Below are 22,966 nucleotides of genomic sequence, written 5' to 3'. Positions count from 1 at the left end.
CTGAATATGGATTAAAATTGTTGAATTATATTTCGAATTTACCAGGTAAAGAAGAAGTATATGTTTTTAATTCAGCTTTCAACATTTCTAATTGTTTCGCGTATTTAGGATCTTTGTACAAGTTGTTTTTCTCTTCTGGATCGTTTTTCAAATCATATAATTGATCTGAAGCTGTAAAATTCGGGTGATTCATATAAGCATTATGCTCTGCACCTCCACCTCCTGGAACCATTTCTAATTGTCCATAAGGATCTTTTGGATTGTCAGAAATTCCATGCTCACCAAAAGATTCTCTAAATTTTGTGTATTTCGCTAACGTATCTTTACGTTGTTCTAACGTAAAGTCTGTTGCCCATTTTGGATATCTAACTGCGTAATATTTAAAACCGTCTTTTACAACAGCTCTTGCATACCCTAATTCATGATAAAATGAAGTTCTTCCTTCGTATTCTTTACCTTCTAAAGCAGATTTAAAACTTTTTCCATCAAAATTATTTAAGTTTTTTGAATCTCCTGCAAAATCTAATAAAGTAGGAAGGAAATCTACATTTGAAACAGGAGCATCTAAAACATTACCAACTTTAAAACCTCCTTTTTTCCAAATAAAAGCTTGTGAATTTACACCACCTTCATATAAAGTTCCTTTGAAATCTTGACCATGATCGTTAAAGAAAACTACAATTGTATTGTCTAAAACGCCTTCTGTTTCTAATTTTTTAAATAATGCTCCAACAGCATCATCTAACCATAAAATGTTTTCACGATTTTTTCCTTCGTAACCAGCTTCTTTAATTCTTTGTTTAATAGATTCTACTGGTGGTTGAGGCAAAACAGTTGGTGCTTTGTCTAAAATACCTTTAGCAGTTAATCTTCTATCTGCTTTCCAAGAATGTTTAGGGTCTAAAGGAGCATGTGGTAAAGTAGTTGCGATATAAAGCATAAAAGGATTGTCTTTATATTTCTCAATAAATTCGACACCACCTTCAGCAATCCAATCTGTATTTTGTACTGCAAGTGCTCTAATTCCTAACCAATTTGGATTGTTATGATATAATTTATCTGCATAATCAAATCCTGATTTATGCATGTCTTTTTGTAATTCTTTAAAACGATATTCTAAACCAGCAATTACTTCTGGGTCTGTAGGATCTGCGTTTAAATCTGGTTTTGCACCTTCACCAACTTGCGATAGACTTTCAATAACATGGTTTTTACCAACAAAACCTGTTTTATAACCTAAATCTTGAAAGTAAGTTCCCATTGTTTTTTCACCTGGAACAATGTAAGAGTTCCACTGTATTACTGTTTGACCATCATTTGTTTCAGTAAAACCTGTAAAGGCTTCGTTAGTTGCTCTACTTGCATAATTTCCTGTTAAACAATTGTAACGACTTGGTGTACAAACTGGCGAAACAACTTTCATGTTCTCTAACCAAACCCCTTCTTTTGCCAATCTATCTAAAGTTGGTGTTAAATTTAAAGGATTACCATCTTTGTCTTTTCCTTGTGGGGTGTTATTAAACATCCAAGGATACATATCATCTGCAATAAAAAATATAACATTTGGTTTCTTTTCTGTTGATGAATTTTCGGCTATTTCTTTCTTTTCAGATTTACATCCTAAAGCAAATAATAGAACAAAAAATAGGTAAGGTAATTTTGAGAAAATTGATTTCATTTTTAAATTTATTTAGTGTGATAAAAGTAATTGTGAACCTTTAAAAAAAGGTTTACTCACTATCTTAAAAGGTTTAGATATCGTCAAACCTCATATAAATAGAGGAATTAAAGCAAAAAATAATTAAATTTGTTAGAAGTTCAATTTACACAAAAAAAGACACAATGAGAATTTTTATTTTTTGCTTATTCATTTTAGTTAGTTGTAATTCTAAAAAAAACACTCAAAAAGTAGCAGAAAGTACTGTTATAAACTCTGTAGTGGAAAAAAATGGATTCCTATCTGTTAAAGGAAATAAGGTTGTAAATAGTTTTGGACAGCCTGTAAGTTTTGCAGGAAATAGTTTTTTTTGGTCTAATGAATATTACAGAGGAGATGGTTTTTATAATAAAGAGGTAGTAGCTTGGTTAAAAAAAGATTGGAATGCGAAAATTATTCGTTTGCCAATGACAGCAGACCCAGATATTCATGATAGTTATATTTTTGATAAAGAAACGAATCAGAAAAATATAGAAATAGCTGTAGATGCTGCAATAGATTTAGGTTTGTATGTAATTATAGATTGGCACAGTCATAAAGCAGAAGATAATTTAGAGGAATCTATTGAGTTTTTTACACAAATGGCTACTAAATATGGCAAACACCCAAATATTATTTACGAAATTTATAACGAACCTTTAAAAGTTACTTGGGACGATGTAATAAAACCTTATGCCGAAAAAGTAATTGAAGCGATTCGTAAAATTGATAAAAAAAATATTATTGTAGTTGGAACAGCTCATTGGTCTCAAGATGTAGACAAGGCTTCAGAAAATCCAATTATTGGTTATGATAATATTGCATATACGCTTCATTTTTATGCTGCTTCTCATAAAGATTGGTTAATGGGAAAAGCACAAAAAGCATTAGACAATGGTGTTGCTTTAATTGTTACAGAATGGGGAACTGTAGAAGCTGATGGAGGAGGAGAAGCAGATCCAGAATCAACAAAAAAATGGATGGAATTTATGCGTAAAAATAGTCTTATACACTGTAATTGGTCTATTAACAATAAAGACGAAGGCGCTTCTGCTTTAAAGCCAAATGCAAGTTTAAAAGGTGGTTGGAAAGATGAAGATTTAACTATCTCTGGTAAATTGGCTAAAAAATATATTAAAAACTGGTAAAGAAAGTAATAACAAGTCATTAAAACTCTTATTATCCTTTAATAAATAATAAAACACCTTAAGAAATCTATTCTTAAGGTGTTTTTTATTAAAAAGAATTGGGGGCTTTATTATCTCTTCACAACTTTTTTAATAGTTACAGTATCGTTATTCTGTATTTTTAAAATGTAAATCCCTGTTGGACCTTCTAAATCTATTTGAGTAGAAGCTGATGTAATCTGTTGAGACTGAATTAATCTTCCTGCTACATCAAAAACTTGAACTTTACCATCTTTATTATCTAAATTCGGAATTTTAATATTTACAAAAGAATTTGTTGGGTTTGGATATACAATAATTTTATCAAAATCGTTACTTACAGTATCTACTGCTAAAGATTTTTGGTTTGAAGTTTTTGCGCTTGCACTTGATCCAATATGTGTAATAATCAATTGAGCACCATTTCCACTTTCTTTACTAGAAATAGACATAAGATTTGAAGTAACACCTTTTAAGGCGAAACTTGCGTTTCCATCTCCTGAAGATTGAGCTATTACATAATTGGTAACATCTATGTCATAAAATCCAGTTGCTGTAAAGTTATAAGTACCAATTGTGCTCCCTAATGAAGGTTTTCCTTGCCATTCTAAAGTACCTTCATTCCAACTATTGTTAGATACTTCTTTTACATAAACATCTCCATTAGAACCAGTATTATTAACACGAAGAATTGCTGAAGTAATATTTGTGGCTCCATTTAAGTTAAATTTTAAATAGGTCATTCTTTTCGCATTTTGGTTGTTTGTTTGTCTAATTTGTAAAACGCTATTTGTTCCGTAATTAGTGTTTTTATACGTTCCATTTCTTACATGTGCGTCATCATTTACATAGATTGTTGAAGTAGTTTGGCAAGAAGGTGTGGCTACAGTATTAGATTGATCTGCAGAAGAGTTTCCTGAAGCATCAAATGCTTTTACTCTATAGGCATATGCAGTGTTTTCAGTTAATTGGCTACTTGTGTAAGAAGTTGTATTTGCAGCTAAAGTTTGATATAAAGTATAAGCACTTCCATTAATACTTCTTGTAATTTTATAACCATCTTCTTCAGTTGAATTGTCGTCCCAAGTCAAACTAATTGTAGAACAATCAGCTGCAGTAGCAGTTGTATTTGTTGGCGAATTAAGTGTTGACCCTAAATTTATAGCAACAATATTAGATTGTGTAGATTCATTAAAAGAACGATCTTTTGCAGTTATATAATAATTATAAGCTCCATCAGGAACAGAAGTATCTACATAACTATTTGTTCTTAAATCTTTTTTAATTTCTGTATAAGCGCCTCCATTTTCAGAACGATAAACAATATACGTATCAAAAGCGTCATCAGTTGAAGCTGACCAACTTAAAGAAATATCTCCAGATTGTTCAGTAGCAGATACATTTGTTAAGGCATTTGGAGCAGTAGTATCTATTGTTGAGTAAAAATAATCGTTAGCTAAAGTAGAAGTTCCTTCGTATATTTCATATCCAGCTGTAATAGATTTAATCCATAAAGTACTTTCTGCAACTTTTTGATTAGCTAATGTTTCTTCAGTTGAACTTAAAGGAAGATATTCCAAATAATCTTTAGTAGCATCTATAAATTGCTTTAAAGAATGGTCTAAATTAGGAATTGGAGTGCTATTATCAATAGGAATAAATTTAATATGCACTTTATCATTTTTATCGACATTTTTATGTCCTGCTGGATAATCGAAAAACTTATATCTTATTGCCCAGCTATAAGCAACTCCATCAAGATAAACCGTAAACGGTTTAATGGTTTTGTTTGCATCTGAATTTCTTGCAAAATACCAATATCTACCACCTGGATTATCGAAATCAGCAAAATCGTCTTGTTTGTAACTTACATTTTGTATCACTAAATCATAATCACGAGTAGTTACATCTGGTTGAGCGGTTTCTGCTCCTCCATCAAAAATCACATTAATTGTTGCCCACCATTTATCATCTGTATCATTTGCATTTGTTTGACTTGTTTTCCAGTTGATTCTAAAACTATCTGTTAAATCTTTAATTTGAACAGGTAAACCACATGCAGTTTTGTTTCCAGAGTAATAAGTGTTATTCGCTTTAAAACCACCAATACTTCCACTTGGGTAACCATCAAAACTTGTTCCTCCTTGGTTTTTGTATTCAAGAATAAAAGCACCTCCTTTAGCATCTACTTCAGATTCTATGTAGGTCATTGGTGAATTTGCATCATGAACAGGGTTTGTTAATCCAAAATTATGGTTGGATTTTATTAATGTTTTCTGCTGTGTAACTGTTTTCGGAGTTGTTGTTTGACAGATTGCATTCAAATTAAATATTAGGATGGCTAATAAAAGTAAAAATTTTTTCATTTGGGTTGAATTAATTAGGGTTAAATTAAAAAGTTAAATTGAGTCTTTACAAGTAATAATTTAACAAATATTTATGAGTTCAATTATCATCTGTTTTGGTCTTAAAACTGACAAATTAATATTGTGAGCTATTGTAAATCAGTAGTAAAGAAAGTTTTTTTAAGCTATAACAAGTAAAGAAGAGAAACTTTTAAACTATCAAATATTGCATATTGATAAAAAAATATTTAAATATTTATCAATTTGATTAAAAAAAGAGGTCTTATTTAGAATAATACAATAAATTAGAAGTATAAATTAAAGTATTTATAACGCAAAAAAGTCAATCTTATAATTAAGATTGACTTTTTTGATGATTTTTTTTGAAAAACCGAACTGATAAAAGTTCTGTTTTGGAGTAAAATTATTTCAACATATCATGCTCCAATTTCACAGGCGAAGTTCCTTTAAAAGAGATTCCTCCAGTTAAAGTTTCTACGACTGCTTTTTGGGAAAATAAGTCTAAACTATATGCATTAATCCCAATAAATGCATTTTCGAAATAGTAATTTACATAATAAGGATTACTGTAAGAAACTGCAATAATTTTATCCTGTGGCAACATTCCCATTGTCCAAACACCTAAAGCTTCTTTGTCTTTTAAAAGTGAAGCGCCTAAAGGACTAAAATATCTATTTTCGAAAGCAACTAAAACTTTATCATATTTGTCGAAGAAATTTAGTTTTTCGCCCCAATCTAGAAAGTTAGGGTTGTGTAAAATGGTATCCACTTCAAAACCTTTTGCTTGCAATAAACTTTGTGTGTAACGCAAATCGTTTGTTCTGTCTTCGTGACTAATATTTACAATGATTATCTTCTTATTTTCTGATGTTTTTAAAGGAATTTTAGTAGCATCTGTTAATAAAGTTACAGCACTGTTTGCAATTTCTTGCGCATCTTTTTGAATTTTAGTAGTTTCTTCAGGAGTAATCGCATAAAAAATATTTCCCTTCTTTTTCAGTAAATTATATTGCTCACGAACTCCCCAAATTCTCTCAACAGCATCATTTAATCTCGACATTGGAATATCTCCTCTTTTGATTCTTACTTCCAAAGAATCCATAAATTTTAAAGTTGGCCATAATACCATATCAACTCCTGCTTTGAAAGCGGCTAAAGAAGTTTCAATTTCGTTATCATAATAACCAGCTGCACCACCCATATTTAAAGCGTCAGACATAATTATTCCGTTGAATTTCATTTTTTTCTTCAACAAACCAACCATTAATTCTTCAGATAAAGAAGCAGGTAAGAAAATACCATTTCTCTTCTCTTTTTGATACGCAGGAAAACGAATATGACCCACCATAATTGCAGGGGTTCCTTCGTTTATCATTTTTTGATACATGGTACCAAAAGTTTTATTCCATTCAGAAATTGATAAATTATTTGCAGAGGTAATTAAATGCTGATTTTTAATGGTTGCTCCATCTCCAGGAAAATGTTTAATTGTAGAAACTACACCTTGTGCGTTCATTCCTTCAATTTGCGCTTTTAAAAGCGGATAAGCTCTTGTTGCATCATCAGAAATTGCACGTTCTATCACCAAACTTTGCAACGGATTCATATTTAAATCAACCAAAGGATGTAACAACCAATTTACACCTAAAGCATTCGATTCTTTTGCAATTGCATTACCAAATTTATAGGCTAAATCTGTATTATTTGCAGCACCAACTGCCATTTCTGAAGGCATATTTGTAAATTCACTATAAATACTTCCAACTCCACGTTCAAAATCTTCTGTAACAATCATTGGATATTTAGATGCATTTTCATAATCTGAAATCGCATTTTTAATTGTTGGAATTACTTGGTCTCTTGGAGGTGTAAATAGATAATCCCAATAAGGAACAAAAATTCCTCCAATTGGGTATTTCTCCATCATATTTTCAATAGAACCAAACTCTGCAACTTGTGCTTTATGAAACGCACGTACAATCATTGTTTGTCCGATTTTTTCTCTTATTGATAAACTTTTCCAAGTGGTATCTTTTGGAGTAAAATTGTAAGAAATTGCTTCTGGTAATTGATTTTCTTTGGGTTTGTTACAACTAATAATAGTAACGCAGAACGTTACTATTATTAGAAAAACTGATATGTAGGTTTTCATCTTTATTTAGTTTCTTGACTTTTAAAATAAGCAATAGCTTTTGCTTTTAAATCTGCTTTTATACTTTTATATGCAACCTCATTTACTAAATTTTTAGTTTCTTGAGGATCTTTATCATAATCGTATAATTCATCTGCATCTAAAAGAGATTCTTTATAAGGTTTGTCTGAACGCCAATTATCTTTCATCCAAACTGTATAACGATACGTGTCGTTTCTAAAAGTATACCCCATTTTATCGCTTTCTCTTGGAAACTGACTTACAGCAAAATCTTTTACGTGGTCTACTTTACTTTCCATAAGTGGAACTAAACTTACGCCATCTAAATTACCTGGGTTTTTAAGCCCTGTTAAATCTAATAGGGTAGGGAATATATCTACAAATTCAGTTGGTGAATTAGATTCTCCAATTCTGTTTTTTCCTGCAGATATAATTAAAGGAGATCTTGTAGATTGTTCGTAATTTGTGTGTTTACAGTACATATTATGGTCACCTAAATGCCAACCATGATCTCCCCAAAGCACAATTACTGTGTTTTCTCTTAAACCTAATCTGTCTAATTCGTCAATAACCAAACCAATTTGAGCATCAACAAAAGAAACACTTGCATAATACCCTTGTATTAATTTTTTCTGTTTTTCTTCAGAAATTGGTACACTATAATCTTTAGGGAAATCTGCATAACCACCTCTTAATTCCCAACTTGGTTGTGTCGCGTATCTTGGTGCTCCTTCAGGATCTTTTCTATATTCTGGTAAAGAAATAGTTTCTATTGGATACATGTCCCAATATTTTTGAGGAACTACAAAAGGTAAATGAGGTTTATGAAAACCTGTACCTAAAAAGAATGGCTTTTTCTCTTTTGCAAATTTTCTTAAAAGTTTAATACTTCTACTTGCAACTTTACCATCTGCAGTGGTACTGTCTGGGTTTTGTAAAACTTCGTAAGAAACATGTTCTGTTGAAGTTACATATTCCTTCATTTTATGTTTTATACCCAAATAGTTGTAGTTCCAAGAAATAGAATCGTGTTGTTTATCTACAGATCTAAAGTCGAAAATTTTACCAACTGGCGCACTTTCATAGCCATGTTCTTTATAATATTGAGGTATTGTAAGAATGTCTGGGTTTTTTGACCTAATTTTTGTTTTTAAATCCCAAATCTTGGTATAATCTGGTCTTTTACCAGAAAGGATACTTGCTCTAGATGGACCACAAACAGCTTGCTGACAGTGATTGTTTTTCATTACAAAACCATTAGTAGCTAATTTATCAATATTCGGCGTTTTTACAACTTTGCTTCCATAAGCTCCAAGAATAGGTTTTAAATCATCTACAGCAATAAATAAAACATTTTTATGCGCTGTTGCTTTTATGGTTTCTTTTTTTACACCAGCTTGGTTTTTACAACTTGTAAAAACCAAACTAAATGCAATTAATAAAAGACTATTTTTAAATATATTCTTCATTTTATAAAATTTTACCCTAGAATAACTTCAACTGTATGCTCTTTTCCATCGTTAAAAACGGGTACGATATTTCCATCAATTTTATTTCCATCAACAATCATAGAAACAACACCTTTAGAAACGTTATTTGGATTTTTTACATCGATATTATAAGTAGCTCCTCTAAATTTACGAACAGCTGTAAAACCATCCCAAGCCTTAGGAATACAAGGGTCTATAATTAATCCTTTATGATCTGGACGAACTCCCATAATATATTTCGATGCAGCTTGATACGTCCAAGAAGAGGTTCCTGATAACCAAGAATTTCTTGCCAATCCAAACTGTGGGTGCTCATCACCTAAAATATTTTGAGGATAGCAATATGGATCACATTCAAATCTGTCTATAATATCATTTTTAGATGCAGGGTTTATTTGATTGTAATATTGAAAAGCTCTGTCTCCATTACCCATCATTGTTTCTGCAATCATAACCCAAGGATTCGAATGCAAGAAAATACCTCCATTTTCTTTTGCTCCTGGAGGATATGTAGAAACACCACCAATACTTTCATCATATCCATTATAACCTGGATAAGATAATTTAATTCCGAATTTTGTGTTTAACTTATCTTCAACAGAATCTAATGCAGTTTCAGCTCTTTCTGGCGTTGCAAAACCAGCTAAAATTGTCCAAGATTGTGCGTTTGTATAAATTTGACCTTCGCTGTTCGCTTTCGATCCAATTGCATTTCCATTATCTTCAAAATAACGTAAATACCAATCTCCATCCCAACAGTTGTCATTCACAACTTTTTTCATGTGAGCGTGGTCTTTTCTGTATTGATCTGCTAATTCTGTATCTCCTAAATGATCTAACATAGCAGCCATTTCATTCAATGCTTTTCCATATAAATTCGCATTAAAAATACTTTCTGAATCTCCTGGTAAGTTTACAGTATCATTCCAATCTGCAAAACCTAACATTGGTAAACCATGCTGACCACAATTGTTTTTTGTGAAGTCTAAAGAACGTTTTAAATGCTCTAAAACAGTTCCTTTTTTACGATCTTTTAATTTTACTTTTTTATCATAAAAAGTAATTTCTTCTTTTAAGAAATCGTAATCTCCAGTTTCTTTAATATACTCGATTACAGTTTGTACAATCCATAAATGATCATCACCATAAAAGTCTTTTAAATGTGCTTCTTCACGAGAATCACCTTCATTTGCTTCCATTGTTAAAGGAAAAAATTGGTGCATTGCAGAACCATCTTCTTTCTTTACAGAAATTAATTTTTTGATTAATTCCTTTCCTTTTTCTGGCATTGCAGATAAAATTCCTAAAATATCTTGCGAACTATCTCTAAATCCAATTCCTCTTGCTCCTAGACCTAATTGGTATAAAGATAAATATCTCGACCAGTTATAAGTTGTGTGACATTGACGTGGATTGTGAATATTTACCATTGAATTAAATGCTGCATCTGGTGTGTGGAATTCAGCTTTTGATAAATAATCATCCCAAAATTCTGATAATTCTTTGAAAGCTTGATCTACAGTTGCTTCATCTTTATATTTCTCTGCATTTTTCTCAATTTCATTTGGTGCTCCTTGTCCTAATTGAGTGATTACAGTTTTCGTTTCTCCGTTTGAAACCGTTCCTAATTTGTGCAATAAAGCAGCAATGTTATCTCCTCTGTTCGATTCGAAATTAGATAAACTTTCGTTTTGTAATTCTAACGGATTTTTCCAAGTTCCATATTCATTATCACCTAAAAATAATTTTCTATCCGTTTGAAAAGAATCTACAGGATAATTTGATGTAAAGAAATTGTTTTCAGTATCTTTTTTCATAAAAGCATACTGACGTAATAACAAAGTTCCATCTACATTTTTGTTGGCTCTCATTGTCATTGTTTGAGGACACCAATCTGCATTTGTGTATTGTTTTAAAGCATCGAAATGTGTAAACTCTACAACCGGAATTACATCTATTTGTAAATCTTTTCCACTGATATTTTTTACTTCAATCTTACGAATAACTCTATTTTCTTCATTAGGAACAAAAATGGTTACTTCTGTTCTAATTCCATAAAATTCGGATACTATTTTTTGATAAGACAAACCAACATGACATTCGAATAAATCGTAATTATCTAAAGTTGGAACAAAAAATGGAGAAAATATTTTGTATTTCCCATTTTCATCTTTAAAACGGATGTATAATGTTTCCCCTTTAAAGTCTGATCCTGGTAATTGTGGAATGTATTTTGTAATTCTGTTTAATGCAGGATCGCCTTTACAAATTAAAGACCCCCCTGTTTGATCTACTATACCTCCAAAAGATAATGTACCCACATAATTCGTCCATTTTACTGGCGTTTTTGGGTTTGTAATGATGTATTCTCTTTTGTTGTCATCAAAATATCCGTATTTCATTTTAATATATTTTTACGTTGATTATTGTATTTTTAAAGATTGATTTCTATGTTTTTCGACACAGATTTTTACAAATCTCATTCTTATTTTTTAATTTACTTTATTAAACTTTTCCTCTTCTTTCTTCTAATTGTACTCTAATTTCTGCAGCTTTTTCAGATGTAATTGGGAATTTCCTTAATAATAAAATGGCAATTAATAAAGATGTAATTGGTATTACTAAAAAGCCAATTCTCATAATGTCATAAACTCCTTCTGCTTGTGCACCATCTAAATTTGCATCAAAACCAGTCATTTCAATTACGGGTCCAGAAATCATAAAACCAATTACAAAACTGAATTTTAAAACCCAAGAAAATATAGATGCAAAACTACCTTCTCGTCTTTCACCTGTTTGTAATTCGTCATAATCTACCACATCTACTTGCATAGAAGGTATCATTAACCATAAACCTGCATAACCTGCTCCAATAAATGCTGTATTTAGTAACATTAACCAAGGATTATCTGGTGTAAAAGTCCACCAAGTTGTAGTAACAGCTACAACCACAATGGTCATGGAAATCATTAAAACTTTTGGTTTTCCTATTTTTTCTGATAATCTTCTAAAAAGCGGAATGAATAAAAAGCTAAAACCGGTATAAACAAACGTACCATAACCTGCAAATTTTGCACCTTCATTCCAATCACCACCTAATACATAGTAGGTTCCGACATATCGTCCATAACTATCGAAAATTGATGTTCCTAACAAGAAAAACAGCGTTAAACCACATAGAATTATAAAAGGTTTATTAGAAAATGTTTCTCGTAAACTATCCAATAATTTTACTTGTTTTTGATTCTGAATTAAATCACTTTCGTAATAACGTTCTTTTACAAAAATGGCTGGTAAAACTCCTAAAACTAATATTACAACAGCAATTATTAAACTAATATAACGCATTCCGTTTACAGGACTTGCTTCTCCATCTATAAAGAAAATTGGCAACATACTTAACCACCAAACCCAACCGTTAAAAAAACCGGCAAGTGTTTGAAAATAGCCACGTATTTCTGCAACTCTTGTTCTTTCATTATAATCTGGTGTCATTTCCATTAACATACTTTGGTAAGGCATTGCCCAAACTGTAAAACAAGTGTAGAATATAATTCCAAAACCAATTACCCAAAACATAATACCTTCTTGAGACATATCTGTAGGAAACCACCAAATAAGAGGATACGTTAAACCAGCTAAAATTGCACCAACTAAAATGAATGGTCTTCTTCGTCCCCATTTAGAACGAAAATTATCTGAAATCCAACCCATTAAAGGATCCATAACTCCATCCCATAAACGTAACGACATTAAAATAATGGCCACATAAGTTGGAGGCATTTTTAGTTCGAAATTGAATACTTGATAAGCAATACTTACCATTACCCAAACTCCTAAAATATCTACTGGACCACCTGCAGCGTAGGCAAGTTTCTTCGAAAAAGGAACTTTGTCTTCGTTACTAACTACTTGGTTTGCATTTTCAGCCATAATTAATTGGTTTTTTTGTTAATGAACCTAATGTTACGATAACATTGTAGGTATTTATTGTTTATATTATTCAGCACTGTTCTTTTCGATAGCTTCTTTGAACCAATGTGCAGATTTTTTTGGAACTCTTTCTAAAGTTTCAAAATCTACATAATGCAATCCAAATCGTTTCTCGTAACCTGAAGCCCATTCAAAATTATCCATAAAAGACCAAGCAAAATACCCTTTTAATTGAACACCTTCATCAATTGCTTCTTGGCAGGCTTTTAAATATCCTTGATAAAAATCGACTCTTTCTTGGTCGTTAACCTTTCCATCGACTAATTTATCTGGATAAGCACAACCATTTTCTGTGATGTAAATATTTGGTTGGTCATAACGATTGCTAATCCATTTTAGCAATTTTTTACAACCCCATGGCACAACTGCCCAGTCCATTAAGGTTACATTCCAACTTTTGTCTAAAGACAAGCTAACATCTTGGTCTTCTGAAATACCTCCATTTCCATTTACTGAAATTTCTTGTTGCTCACCATTTGAATTTGCGGCATACATGGTTGTATAATGGTTTAATCCGAAAAAATCTGAAGAACCTTTTATCATTTTTTTCTCTTCTTCTGTAAATTCAGGAAGACGTTCCTTTAGTCTTTCTTTCATAACTTCTGGGTAATCACCTTTATAAACAGGGTCTGCAAACCAAGCTAAAAAAAACTCAAGAGCTCTTTCTGCTGCTTGTTTATCTTCTTCGCTATTGGTAAGAGGCTCACGCCAATCGCAATTATTGGAAATTCCTATTTGACCTTCTTGATGCCCGTAATTTTCTCTGTAAACAGCAACTGCTTTTGCATGTGCGATAAGCAAATTATGTGCAGCTAAATAAGGTTCTGAATTAGAGGATCTTCCAGGTGCAAATACACCTTGTCCATAACCTAAAATAGAAACCACCCAAGGTTCGTTTAATGTAATCCAGTTTTTTACACGGTCTCCAAATCTATCAAAACATAAATTTGCATAATCTGCAAAATAATCTGTCATATTTTTATTCAGCCAACCATCTTCTTCTAATTGTAAAGCAAGAGGTAAATCCCAATGATACAATGTTACCCAAGGCTCTATACCTGCCTTCAAAAGTTCGTCAATTAAATCTGAATAAAATTGAATTCCTTTTTCGTTAACTTCTCCTTTTCCTGTAGGCATTACTCTTGCCCAAGCAATTGAAAATCGATATGCTTTTACGCCCATATCTTTCATCAATTGTATATCTTCTTTGAACTTGTGGTAATGATCACAAGCTATATTGCCTGTTTCTCCTTGTGCAATTCTCCCTGGAATAGTGCAAAATGAATCCCATATAGAAGGCCCTTTTCCATCTATATCTGCAGCTCCTTCTATTTGATAAGAAGAAGTGGCAGTACCCCAAATAAAATCTTCTGGAAATTTTCTCATATTTATATTGTGTTGCTATTTTGTTCTAATTGTCTTCTTGAATATAATTCTTGTGTAACTTCTGTTATTTTCGATTGCGTTAATGGATACAATGTCATTAAACCTGCAGCGATTACTGTAATTATTGCAGGAATCCAGCTCATTAACATTAATATTCCTGGAACTGCGCCTTGTATAGAAACAGTATCTTGTCCATTATAATGATACATTCCTAAAACCAATCCTATAATTGCACCTGCAATTCCGCCTCCGAATTTTGTAGCGAAAGAACCTGCTGAATATATTAATCCTGTAGCTCTACGTTTATTTTTATACTCTGAATAATCTGCTGCATCACCTAACATTACAAAGAATAATGTTGGAAAAATTGCTGCTGCAAATTCTGATAAAATTCCTATTGTAAAAATGGCCCCAATATCATTAGCATCACAAAAAATAAATAAACTATTTACAATTCCTGAAAATAATAACGCACCAATAAACAAATTCTTTTTTCCAAATTTTTTACTTAAAGGAGCTGTAACCATTGCTCCCAATATAGAAGCGACCATTAAACTTACTAAAAAAGAAGCAGATAACAATTGATTATTTAAATAATGCGTAAAATAAATAATTACAATTCCTTGCTTTATAGAGTTATAAATATTGAATAACAACCCAACAAACAATAGTATTAACCAAGGTTTGTTTGCTATTAAATCTTTAAAATCTTGTTTTAAATTATTTTTTTGAGTTTTTGGAGGTAAAACTCTTTCTTTGGTTGAAAAGAAAGTCAATAGTAAAAGAATCGCTAAAACAACAGACATTAGATACATAGCATTGCTGTATCCTTTTTTCTGATTGATAATAGTAATATCGCTTTCTTTTAAATTTTCTTCACCAGAAATTGTAAAATTATATGTTTTATTGGCTTCAACAGAAAATGTTTTAGAAGGAACAGGCTCTGCGTTTTTAGTTTCTAAAGAAGCATCTGTAAAAGCAAATAATGCAATTCCGTTTTCAGTTTTAATATTTACATTTTCGAAGTTTTCTTTTGAAGAAACTGAAACTTCGTATGTAGTATCATCAATTTTTTGAAGTTGAATATCTGGATTTATGTTTCCAAAACTCGCTACTAAATATAATAATGCACCTTGCACTAACATTCCGCCTGCAAAAGCACCTACCATTCTATAAGAACCTAAACTTGCACGTTCTTTATCATCACCAGTCATAACTGCCATTAATGCTCCATAAGGAATATTATTTGCTGTGTAAATTAGAGTGAATAAAATGTATGTTACGTATGCATAAATAATTTTACCAGTATCGCTAAAATTAGGATTTGTAAATAATAAAGATAGAATTACTGCCAATGGAATTGCAGTCCAAAGAATCCAAGGTCTAAATTTACCATATTTAGTTTCGGTTCTATCACCAATAATTCCCATTAAAATATCGGAAATTCCGTCGCTAAATCTTGCTACTAAAAATAAAATTCCGACAGTAATTGGACTCAACCCAAAAACATCCGTATAAAAAATAAACAAAAAAGTAGCTACACCTCTCCACGCAATATTTGCGGCTCCATCTCCAAGGGCGTATCCAATTTTTTCTTTAAGTTTTAGTTTGGTCATATTTTAAGAGATTCCAAAAATCGAGTTCGAAATACTTTGTAGTAAAAGTAAATTTATAACACGTAATAATGGTCTACTTAAAATCAAAAGAGGTTTTTATATAGTCAGAATATATAAAACCTCTTTTACGTTAAAATTCCGTTAAAACTTTTCTATTAAAAGGGTTGTTATGTTTTTAAGTAATAATTACTGACAATTACTTAACTATTTTGGATACTTATTTTTTGTTATTAGTAATAATGTCTTGTACAGAAGGTTCTCCACTTTTGTTTTCTACAATAGCACCAAAATCTGTGTCTGTAATTTTTCTAAAATCAGCTAAAGATTTGTTGTTTTCATATTTTTCCATCAAACCTTTTAGTTGAATTTTCAGGTTCGCAACAACATTTGTGTATTGTGGATCTAAAATAATATTGTGCATTTGTTTAGGGTCTTTTTCTAAATCATACAATTCCCAAACATCAATATTATAATAGAAATGTGCTAATGTATATTTTTGTGTTCTAATTCCATAATGAGGTTGTACATGATGCCAATAAGGGAACTCATAATAATGGTAATACATTTCTTGTTCCCAATTTTTAGGAGTTTCACCTAATAACATGGGTTTGAAACTATTTCCCTGCATTTGTTCTTCTGTATTAATGTCTGCCAAATCTAATAAAGTAGGTGCAAAATCGATATTTGTAATTACATCTTCATTTACAGTTTTTGCTTTTACTTTCTTAGGATATCTAACAATAAAAGGCATTCTTAAAGATTCTTCATAAATGAAACGTTTGTCGAAAAAACCATGATCGCCCAAATAAAATCCTTGGTCTGATGTTAAAACGATAATTGTATTTTCTGTTAAATTATTATCATCTAAATATTTTAAAACACGACCAATATTATCATCAACAGATTTTACACACGCTAAATAATCTTTTATATACGTTTGATAACGCCATTTTTTACCTTCTTCTGCAGACATGTTTTCTGGTTGTACAATTTCACCACGTTTTGCACCGTAAAACTCCCAACTTAAACGATTTTTCCAATCTTTTTTTAAGTGTTCAGGGGTTTCTAATTTCATATCTCTTCTAGAGAAATAATCCATTGTCATTTCTGTATCTCCTGCAGTTAATTCTCTACCTTCATACGTATCATTAAAAGTTGAAGGATAAGGCATTTCTATATCGTCCCAAAGTTTCTCATATTTTGTATCTGGTTCCCAAGGTCTGTGAGGTGCTTTATATTGTAAAACCATTAAGAAAGGATCGTCTTGTTTACGATCTTTTTCCAACCAATTCATTGCAAAATCTGTACTTAAATTAGTTGAATATCCTTTTTCTTTAACGTCTTTTCCGTTTTCATTAAAAATAGGATTCCAATAATGACCTTGTTGACCAGCTGAATTATGATATTTAAAAACATCAAAACCTTGAGGTTCTGTTCCTAAATGCCATTTTCCAAATAAACTTGTTTGATAACCGTTTTTCTGAAATTCTTGTGGAAACGTCCATTTCGTTTTGTCAAATGTTCCTCCACGTTCATTTTTATAGTAGCCATTTATATTGCTGTAATTACCTGTAAGAATTGCTGCTCTTGATGGGCCACAAATTGCATTTGTACATAAAACATCGTTAAAAAGCATTCCTTCTTTTGCTAATCTATCGATATTTGGGGTAGGAGCAATGTCTTTGTAAATTCCTCCATAAGCACTAATGGCTTGCGTTGTTAAATCATCTGCCATAATGTAAATAACATTTGGTCTTTCTTTTATGATTTTGTTTTGTGCAACCTGATTGATATTTTTATTTCCACAATAAAAAAGTGTCAATAAAACAGTTAAAACTATGAAAACAGTAGGGATATTTTTTTTAAATTTTTTCATATTATTCTTTTAGTTGGATAGCAGTTTTCACAGAAAGACTTGTTTCTTTCTGGTCTTTTGAAGACGATGAATTACCCATCATAATGGTAAAATCCTAAAGCATCGTTTTTATCTAAATCTTTTTTGGAGATTTTTGCCTCAGCAATTTTCATGTGTTCTAAACCCACATATTGGCACATTTGATAGACCTTTTCTTCCAAAGTCATTCTAGACATTAAGTCTTTTATTCGGTTATCAATCGATTTCGCAGAATCTAAATAAATAGCATTTATACTTCCTTTTTGTTTTGAGTTACAAGAGGAAATAAATATAACTGTAAAGGTTATGCGTATTATATATTTGGATAAAGACAAGTAGTAGTTGATTTGAAAATAAAAGCCTAATTAAAAAATTAATTAGGCTTATTATTAATTGTTTTAATTAGTAACCTGGATTCTGGTCTGCATTTGTTATTTTATTATTTCCGATGATTTCGTTAGTTGGAATAGGGAAGTAGTAGTTTTTAGTTAACTTTACTCCAGTTACAAACGATAAATCTGGATTCCAAACGTTATGAAATTTAGTTTTATTTTTTTTGTCAAATAAATCTGAACCCGTCATTAAATCTTGTCTTCTTAAAATTCGATTTTCTAAAAAAGTAACTGTTCCGTTTTTAATTCTTCTTAAATCGAACCATTCTTGTCCTTCTCCTAACAATTCATAAGCACGTTCTATACCAATTCTTGTTCTTAAATCGTCTCCACCTGCAATTGCATCTATGTTAGCTTGGGCATATAAAGTTGTATTTGCTCTATCTAAAACTTCTTTAATATATCCTTTAGATTCTGGGAAATTATTTCTCTCATTTTCAATTTCTGCAAGCATTAATAATAAATCTGCATATCTAAAAATAATTCTATTTCTATCTGAATTAATATTCGTATTGTTTGCTTCTGCAAATTTCTTTATAAAATTAACTGCAAAACCACCAGAAAATTGTTTAGGATATATTTTTCTGCTATTAAAAGGTGCTAAAATTTCGTCGTAAGAATCTTGAATATATGTAGGTTCTATTCTAGAATCTGGATGATTATCTTTTACACCAATATTATAATCTAAATAATGGTCGTGCAAAGCCAATCTATTTACCCTTAATTGCCCACCACTACTTCTTTGATTATAGATAGATTCTTGAGGCCCTACAATTGTAGAATGCTGACCACTTTTTGTTGATGTACCCGTAGAAATATATTGTATTTCGAAAATACTTTCTGCTGTATTTTCATTTCCTTCAATAAATAAATTTCCATAATTAGGAAGTAAATTGTATTTTTTAGAATCATAAACTATTTTTGCATTATCAAAAGCCAAATCCCAATATTCTTGAGATGATTTAGAAAGTCCAGACTCTGTAGCCATTTTCATATATACTTTTGCTAAATAACCATTTGCAGCAAAAGAAAGAGGTCTACCAATAATATATACTTCGGATGGCAACTCGCTAGTTGCGGCTGTAAGATCAGAAATAATTTGATTATAAATTTTTTCCTTTGATGATTTTGGTAAAAATAAAGTTTCTTGGTTTGCTGTTTCAGTTCTCAATGGAACTTCATTCCAAACACGTACTAAATCAAAATATGCTAAAGCTCTTAAAAAGTGGGCTTGCCCTAAACTCCTAGTTGTATTTGGAAAATTTGGAGCAAACTTGTTTAAGTTTTCTATTAAATTATTCGCATTATCTATACAACTGTAAATTTCTTCCCAGGTATCATTTAAGTTTTTTGAAGATGGAGAAATATCGAATTGTCCAAATTCTAGACCTTTAGCACCTGTACTTGAAAAATACGGAGTATTTGCACTTGTCATTTGGTAAAAATTTCCACCTTGATAAAATTCTGATCCGTATTTTGCGTACACACCATTTACAACTTTTTCTACATTTTCTTCAGTTGAAAATAAAAGTTCGTTGTTTAAAGCTCCTAAATCTGCTAAGTCATCATTTACTTCTAATATGCTATCGCAAGATATTAGAAATTGAAAACAAGCTAAAAAGATTATAAATTTATATTTCATTTTGTTTTATTTTAAAAGTTAATAGAACCACCAATTGAGATTGTTCTTTGATTTGGAGGAGTTCCAATGTCTACACCAGCTACACCTGCAGTAAATCTTAGGGAAGATATTTCTGGTTCAACACCATTATAATTTGTCCAAGTAAAAACATTACTCATAGATGTAAATAATTTTAAAGTAGTAATTTTTGAGTTTTCTCCTAAAGGAACTGTGTAACCTAAACTTACATTTTGAAGTCTTAAATAACTACCATCTGAAATAGCAACATCTAAAACACCAACTTCATTTAGTGTAGCATTTTGTAGATTTACTGCTGGTAAAGTTCCTGTTGGGTTTGTAGAACTATATCTATTTTGAAAATAAGATTCTCTAACGTTGTTATATCTATTCTCTGCACTATAATTCTCGGATAAAAAATTTGCATTGTAAAGATCATTACCTACAACCCCATAAAAATTAGCGCTTAAAGACCAGTTATCATATTCTAAATTTGTTCCGAAAGAAAATGTAAAATCTGGATTTGGGTCACCATAATTACTTTGTCTTCATTTGTTATATTACCATCGTTATTTTTATCAATAATTTTATAAAAACCTTCTTGTGCGGCATCTCCATTAATGGTTGGAGAACCTGCAGCTATATCTGCAGCTGTTAAAATACCATCTGTTGCAAAACCAAATAATAAACCTGGCGCTTGTCCTTCTAAATAGACATTTGTTGGAACTGTATTTGTACTAGTAACTTGAATTGGTCTACCAAAATAACCAACGAAACTACCCTCAGAACCAAATTGGCCTTCTTCTAAACCAAGGTTTTCAATTTTAACAGTATTAAAAGAATAAGTTCCATATAAATTCCAATTAAAATTTTCGTTTTTTACAATATCTCCATTAACAGAAAATTCTACACCTTTATTTTTGATTGAACCTTGGTTTATTACAATAGAGTCATCACCAGAACTTCCACCAATACTTAGTGTATTTAATAAATCATCTGAGGTTTTATCGTATGCATCTACTGTAACATTTAATCTACTGTCAAACATTTTAAAGTCTAACCCAAGATTAAATTGTTTTTGAGTTTCCCATGTTAAATCTGTACTTGCAATATTTGTTTTTTCAAAAGCTTGTAATAATATTCCATTTGAGGCATAACCTTCTGGTGATATTCTATAGTTAACAGCTGTTAAATTGTTACCAACTCTTTGGTTTCCTGTTTCTCCATATCCAAAACGAAATTTTAATTCGTTAATGTTTAGTTTGTTATCAACTAAAAAAGGTTCTTTATGCATTTCCCAAGCAAAACTTATAGCAGGAAAAAGGCCAAATCTATTTTTACCAACAAATTTACTCGAACCATCATATCTTAAAGATCCAGACACTTTGTAGCGGTTTTTAAATGCGTAAGTTCCTCTTCCTAAAAAAGATAATAATTTTTCTGGACCATAGTTAAAAACGGTATCTTCTATTATACTAGCTCCAAAAAAATCTCTTCCTCTATTTAATTGCCCTGCAACAGAATAGTTAGAAGCTCTTGTGTAACTTTTTTCAGAGTCGGTATTTGTGTAAACAACACCAGCAAGAAGAGAATACCTATGATTGCCTTTTGTTTTTGGTCTAAAAAGTAAAGTTTGATCTATATTGTATGTTAATCGATCTAATTCAGAAAAAGCATAACGCCCATCTCTATTAGAACCACTATTTGTACCAATACCTTGCCAAACGTCTAAGTTTGCTTTTCTTTTGTCTCCACCAATTTTAAGATCGTAAGTAAAAGAATTAGAAATACGATATTTTAAAGATAAATTTCCTATAAAACGATTTTCTTCAGAAATATTGTCATAATCATTAAACCAACCTCTTGGGCTTATTCTAAAACCTTCATCCTGTAAAGGAGCAATACTTTCTCTTATTTCTAAAGGAAATTCGTTGTACAAATGTCTGTATACAGAATTGGTTTCATTAGCATTTGCTCCACTACCACCCGTTATTGAGTTTTCTGAATTTGTGAATGAAAGTTTTGCACCAATTTCTAATTTACTGTTTATTCTGTGGTTTAGATTTACGTTAAAATCAAATTTATTTAAGTATATATTAGATATAATACCTTCACTTTGTAAATAACCTACAGATGCATAATATTTTGTTTTATCACTACCTCCAGAAACATTAAGTCTATTATTTGAAGAAAAACTAGTTCTAAAAAGGCTTGGCCAGTCTCTTGCTTCATATACACCTATTAAATCTAAATTTCCATCATTATCATCATCATTTCTAGAAATAAAATTATATAAACCATCAGGTCTAATTTCAAAAGGACTTCTACCAACTGGATATTGATATTCTGGACCAGCAATAGAATTTGGATCTTCTTTATATTTTTCAGCCATAAAAGAAACAAATTTTTCTGTACTTAAAACATTGTATGGTAAAACAGCTTTACCAACAGTTGTGGAAGTAGAAAATTTAAATTTAGGCGCTCCTTTTTTTCCAGATCTTGTGGTAATTAAAATAACTCCATTTGCTCCTAAAGAACCATAGATAGCAGTAGCAGATGCGTCTTTTAAAACTTGTATAGATTCAATATCTTCAGGTGCAACTCCTCCAACACCACTTTTACTATTGGTTTGGAAGTTGGTTGGATCTGTTAAAAATTCTTCAGAACTATCCATTACAATACCATCTATAACATAAAGTGGTTGATTTGAGCCACTTAAACTAGATATTCCTCTAATGTTAATAGATACTGCAGACCCAGGTTCTCCATTAGAAAGTACATTTAAACCAGATGTTCCTTTTAAAACAGATTCTACAGTAGCAATACCACCTTTTTTATCTGTGTCTAATTTTACAGTTGTTATTGCAGCTGTAACATCAGATTTTGTAGAACTACCATAACCAATTACTACAATCTCTTCTAATTGTTGTGAATCTGGTTTAAGCTCTACAGTAATATTTCTTTGGTTAGTAATAATAACTTCTTGTGTAGTATACCCTAAATAACTTATTATTAAAGTAGCAGGTGTTTTATCTATATTAATAGTAAATAAACCATCGAAATCAGTAGATTGGCCTGTGTTTGTACCTTTTACAATAATAGAAGCACCAGGTAATGGAAATTTGGTGTCATCTATAACTTTTCCTTTTATTGTTGTTTGTGCCATAAAAGAGATT

Annotated in this window: 14 protein-coding genes; 1 reads left to right on the top strand and 13 read right to left on the bottom strand. The window is 31.0% G+C overall.

The window, feature by feature from the left end:
* Window positions 1-25: 25 nt before the first annotated feature.
* A complete protein-coding gene (locus H9I45_RS05900; RefSeq protein WP_088353155.1) occupies window positions 26-1,678 on the bottom strand; it encodes a sulfatase family protein in 1,653 nt (550 codons plus the stop codon).
* Window positions 1,679-1,842: 164 nt separating this feature from the next.
* On the opposite strand from H9I45_RS05900, the gene H9I45_RS05895 reads away from it, so the two are divergent.
* Entirely contained in the window at window positions 1,843-2,844 is a 1,002-nt protein-coding gene (locus tag H9I45_RS05895; protein ID WP_088353154.1) for a glycoside hydrolase family 5 protein, read from the top strand.
* Window positions 2,845-2,954: 110 nt separating this feature from the next.
* On the opposite strand, the gene H9I45_RS05890 is transcribed toward H9I45_RS05895, so the two are convergent.
* The 12 genes from H9I45_RS05890 to H9I45_RS05835 form a co-directional block, all read right to left on the bottom strand.
* Entirely contained in the window at window positions 2,955-5,228 is a 2,274-nt protein-coding gene (locus H9I45_RS05890; protein ID WP_088353153.1) for a CBM96 family carbohydrate-binding protein, read from the bottom strand.
* A 403-nt stretch (window positions 5,229-5,631) separates the two neighbouring features.
* Window positions 5,632-7,380: a glycoside hydrolase family 3 protein gene (locus H9I45_RS05885; RefSeq protein ID WP_088353152.1), complete on the bottom strand. Its 1,749-nt coding sequence runs from the start codon at window positions 7,378-7,380 to the stop codon at window positions 5,632-5,634.
* 2 nt (window positions 7,381-7,382) lie between these two features.
* On the bottom strand, window positions 7,383-8,849 hold the full coding sequence (locus tag H9I45_RS05880) for a sulfatase (RefSeq protein ID WP_088353151.1): 1,467 nt from the start codon (window positions 8,847-8,849) through the stop codon (window positions 7,383-7,385).
* A gap of 11 nt (window positions 8,850-8,860) precedes the next feature.
* Window positions 8,861-11,272, bottom strand: a complete 2,412-nt coding sequence (locus H9I45_RS05875) for a glycoside hydrolase family 94 protein (protein WP_088353150.1) — start codon at window positions 11,270-11,272, stop codon at window positions 8,861-8,863.
* Window positions 11,273-11,375: 103 nt separating this feature from the next.
* The gene (locus tag H9I45_RS05870) at window positions 11,376-12,803 is read right to left on the bottom strand and encodes an MFS transporter (protein ID WP_088353149.1); all 1,428 of its coding nucleotides are present in this window, start codon (window positions 12,801-12,803) and stop codon (window positions 11,376-11,378) included.
* Between the two features lie 66 nt (window positions 12,804-12,869).
* Entirely contained in the window at window positions 12,870-14,249 is a 1,380-nt protein-coding gene (locus tag H9I45_RS05865; protein ID WP_088353148.1) for a GH1 family beta-glucosidase, read from the bottom strand.
* Window positions 14,250-14,251: 2 nt separating this feature from the next.
* Window positions 14,252-15,865, bottom strand: coding sequence for an MFS transporter (locus tag H9I45_RS05860; protein WP_088353147.1), 1,614 nt, complete (start codon window positions 15,863-15,865; stop codon window positions 14,252-14,254).
* Window positions 15,866-16,082: 217 nt separating this feature from the next.
* Window positions 16,083-17,741 carry a sulfatase family protein gene (locus tag H9I45_RS05855; protein ID WP_088353146.1) on the bottom strand — a complete coding sequence of 553 codons (1,659 nt, stop codon included), beginning with the start codon at window positions 17,739-17,741 and terminating at the stop codon, window positions 16,083-16,085.
* Between the two features lie 71 nt (window positions 17,742-17,812).
* Window positions 17,813-18,094, bottom strand: a complete 282-nt coding sequence (locus tag H9I45_RS05850) for a hypothetical protein (RefSeq protein ID WP_088353145.1) — start codon at window positions 18,092-18,094, stop codon at window positions 17,813-17,815.
* A 67-nt stretch (window positions 18,095-18,161) separates the two neighbouring features.
* A complete protein-coding gene (locus H9I45_RS05845; RefSeq protein ID WP_088353144.1) occupies window positions 18,162-19,793 on the bottom strand; it encodes a RagB/SusD family nutrient uptake outer membrane protein in 1,632 nt (543 codons plus the stop codon).
* A gap of 11 nt (window positions 19,794-19,804) precedes the next feature.
* Window positions 19,805-19,951 carry a hypothetical protein gene (locus H9I45_RS05840; RefSeq protein ID WP_176397530.1) on the bottom strand — a complete coding sequence of 49 codons (147 nt, stop codon included), beginning with the start codon at window positions 19,949-19,951 and terminating at the stop codon, window positions 19,805-19,807.
* A gap of 326 nt (window positions 19,952-20,277) precedes the next feature.
* Window positions 20,278-22,956, bottom strand: a complete 2,679-nt coding sequence (locus H9I45_RS05835; RefSeq protein WP_191141249.1) for a SusC/RagA family TonB-linked outer membrane protein — start codon at window positions 22,954-22,956, stop codon at window positions 20,278-20,280.
* Window positions 22,957-22,966: the final 10 nt, after the last annotated feature.

Origin of the sequence: Polaribacter haliotis (genome assembly GCF_014784055.1) — a bacterium.
GTDB classification, from domain to species: Bacteria; Bacteroidota; Bacteroidia; order Flavobacteriales; family Flavobacteriaceae; genus Polaribacter; species Polaribacter haliotis.
This window is presented reverse-complemented; position numbering and strand designations above follow the sequence as displayed.

Excerpts from the sequence above, each read along its gene's own strand:
- H9I45_RS05900 (WP_088353155.1), bottom strand. The coding sequence starts at position 1,678 with ATGAAATCAATTTTCTCAAAATTACCTTACCTATTTTTTGTTCTATTA.
- H9I45_RS05895 (WP_088353154.1), top strand. The coding sequence starts at position 1,843 with ATGAGAATTTTTATTTTTTGCTTATTCATTTTAGTTAGTTGTAATTCT.
- H9I45_RS05890 (WP_088353153.1), bottom strand. The coding sequence starts at position 5,228 with ATGAAAAAATTTTTACTTTTATTAGCCATCCTAATATTTAATTTGAAT.
- H9I45_RS05885 (WP_088353152.1), bottom strand. The coding sequence starts at position 7,380 with ATGAAAACCTACATATCAGTTTTTCTAATAATAGTAACGTTCTGCGTT.
- H9I45_RS05880 (WP_088353151.1), bottom strand. The coding sequence starts at position 8,849 with ATGAAGAATATATTTAAAAATAGTCTTTTATTAATTGCATTTAGTTTG.
- H9I45_RS05875 (WP_088353150.1), bottom strand. The coding sequence starts at position 11,272 with ATGAAATACGGATATTTTGATGACAACAAAAGAGAATACATCATTACA.
- H9I45_RS05870 (WP_088353149.1), bottom strand. The coding sequence starts at position 12,803 with ATGGCTGAAAATGCAAACCAAGTAGTTAGTAACGAAGACAAAGTTCCT.
- H9I45_RS05865 (WP_088353148.1), bottom strand. The coding sequence starts at position 14,249 with ATGAGAAAATTTCCAGAAGATTTTATTTGGGGTACTGCCACTTCTTCT.
- H9I45_RS05860 (WP_088353147.1), bottom strand. The coding sequence starts at position 15,865 with ATGACCAAACTAAAACTTAAAGAAAAAATTGGATACGCCCTTGGAGAT.
- H9I45_RS05855 (WP_088353146.1), bottom strand. The coding sequence starts at position 17,741 with ATGAAAAAATTTAAAAAAAATATCCCTACTGTTTTCATAGTTTTAACT.
- H9I45_RS05845 (WP_088353144.1), bottom strand. The coding sequence starts at position 19,793 with ATGAAATATAAATTTATAATCTTTTTAGCTTGTTTTCAATTTCTAATA.
- H9I45_RS05840 (WP_176397530.1), bottom strand. The coding sequence starts at position 19,951 with ATGAGTAATGTTTTTACTTGGACAAATTATAATGGTGTTGAACCAGAA.
- H9I45_RS05835 (WP_191141249.1), bottom strand. The coding sequence starts at position 22,956 with ATGGCACAAACAACAATAAAAGGAAAAGTTATAGATGACACCAAATTT.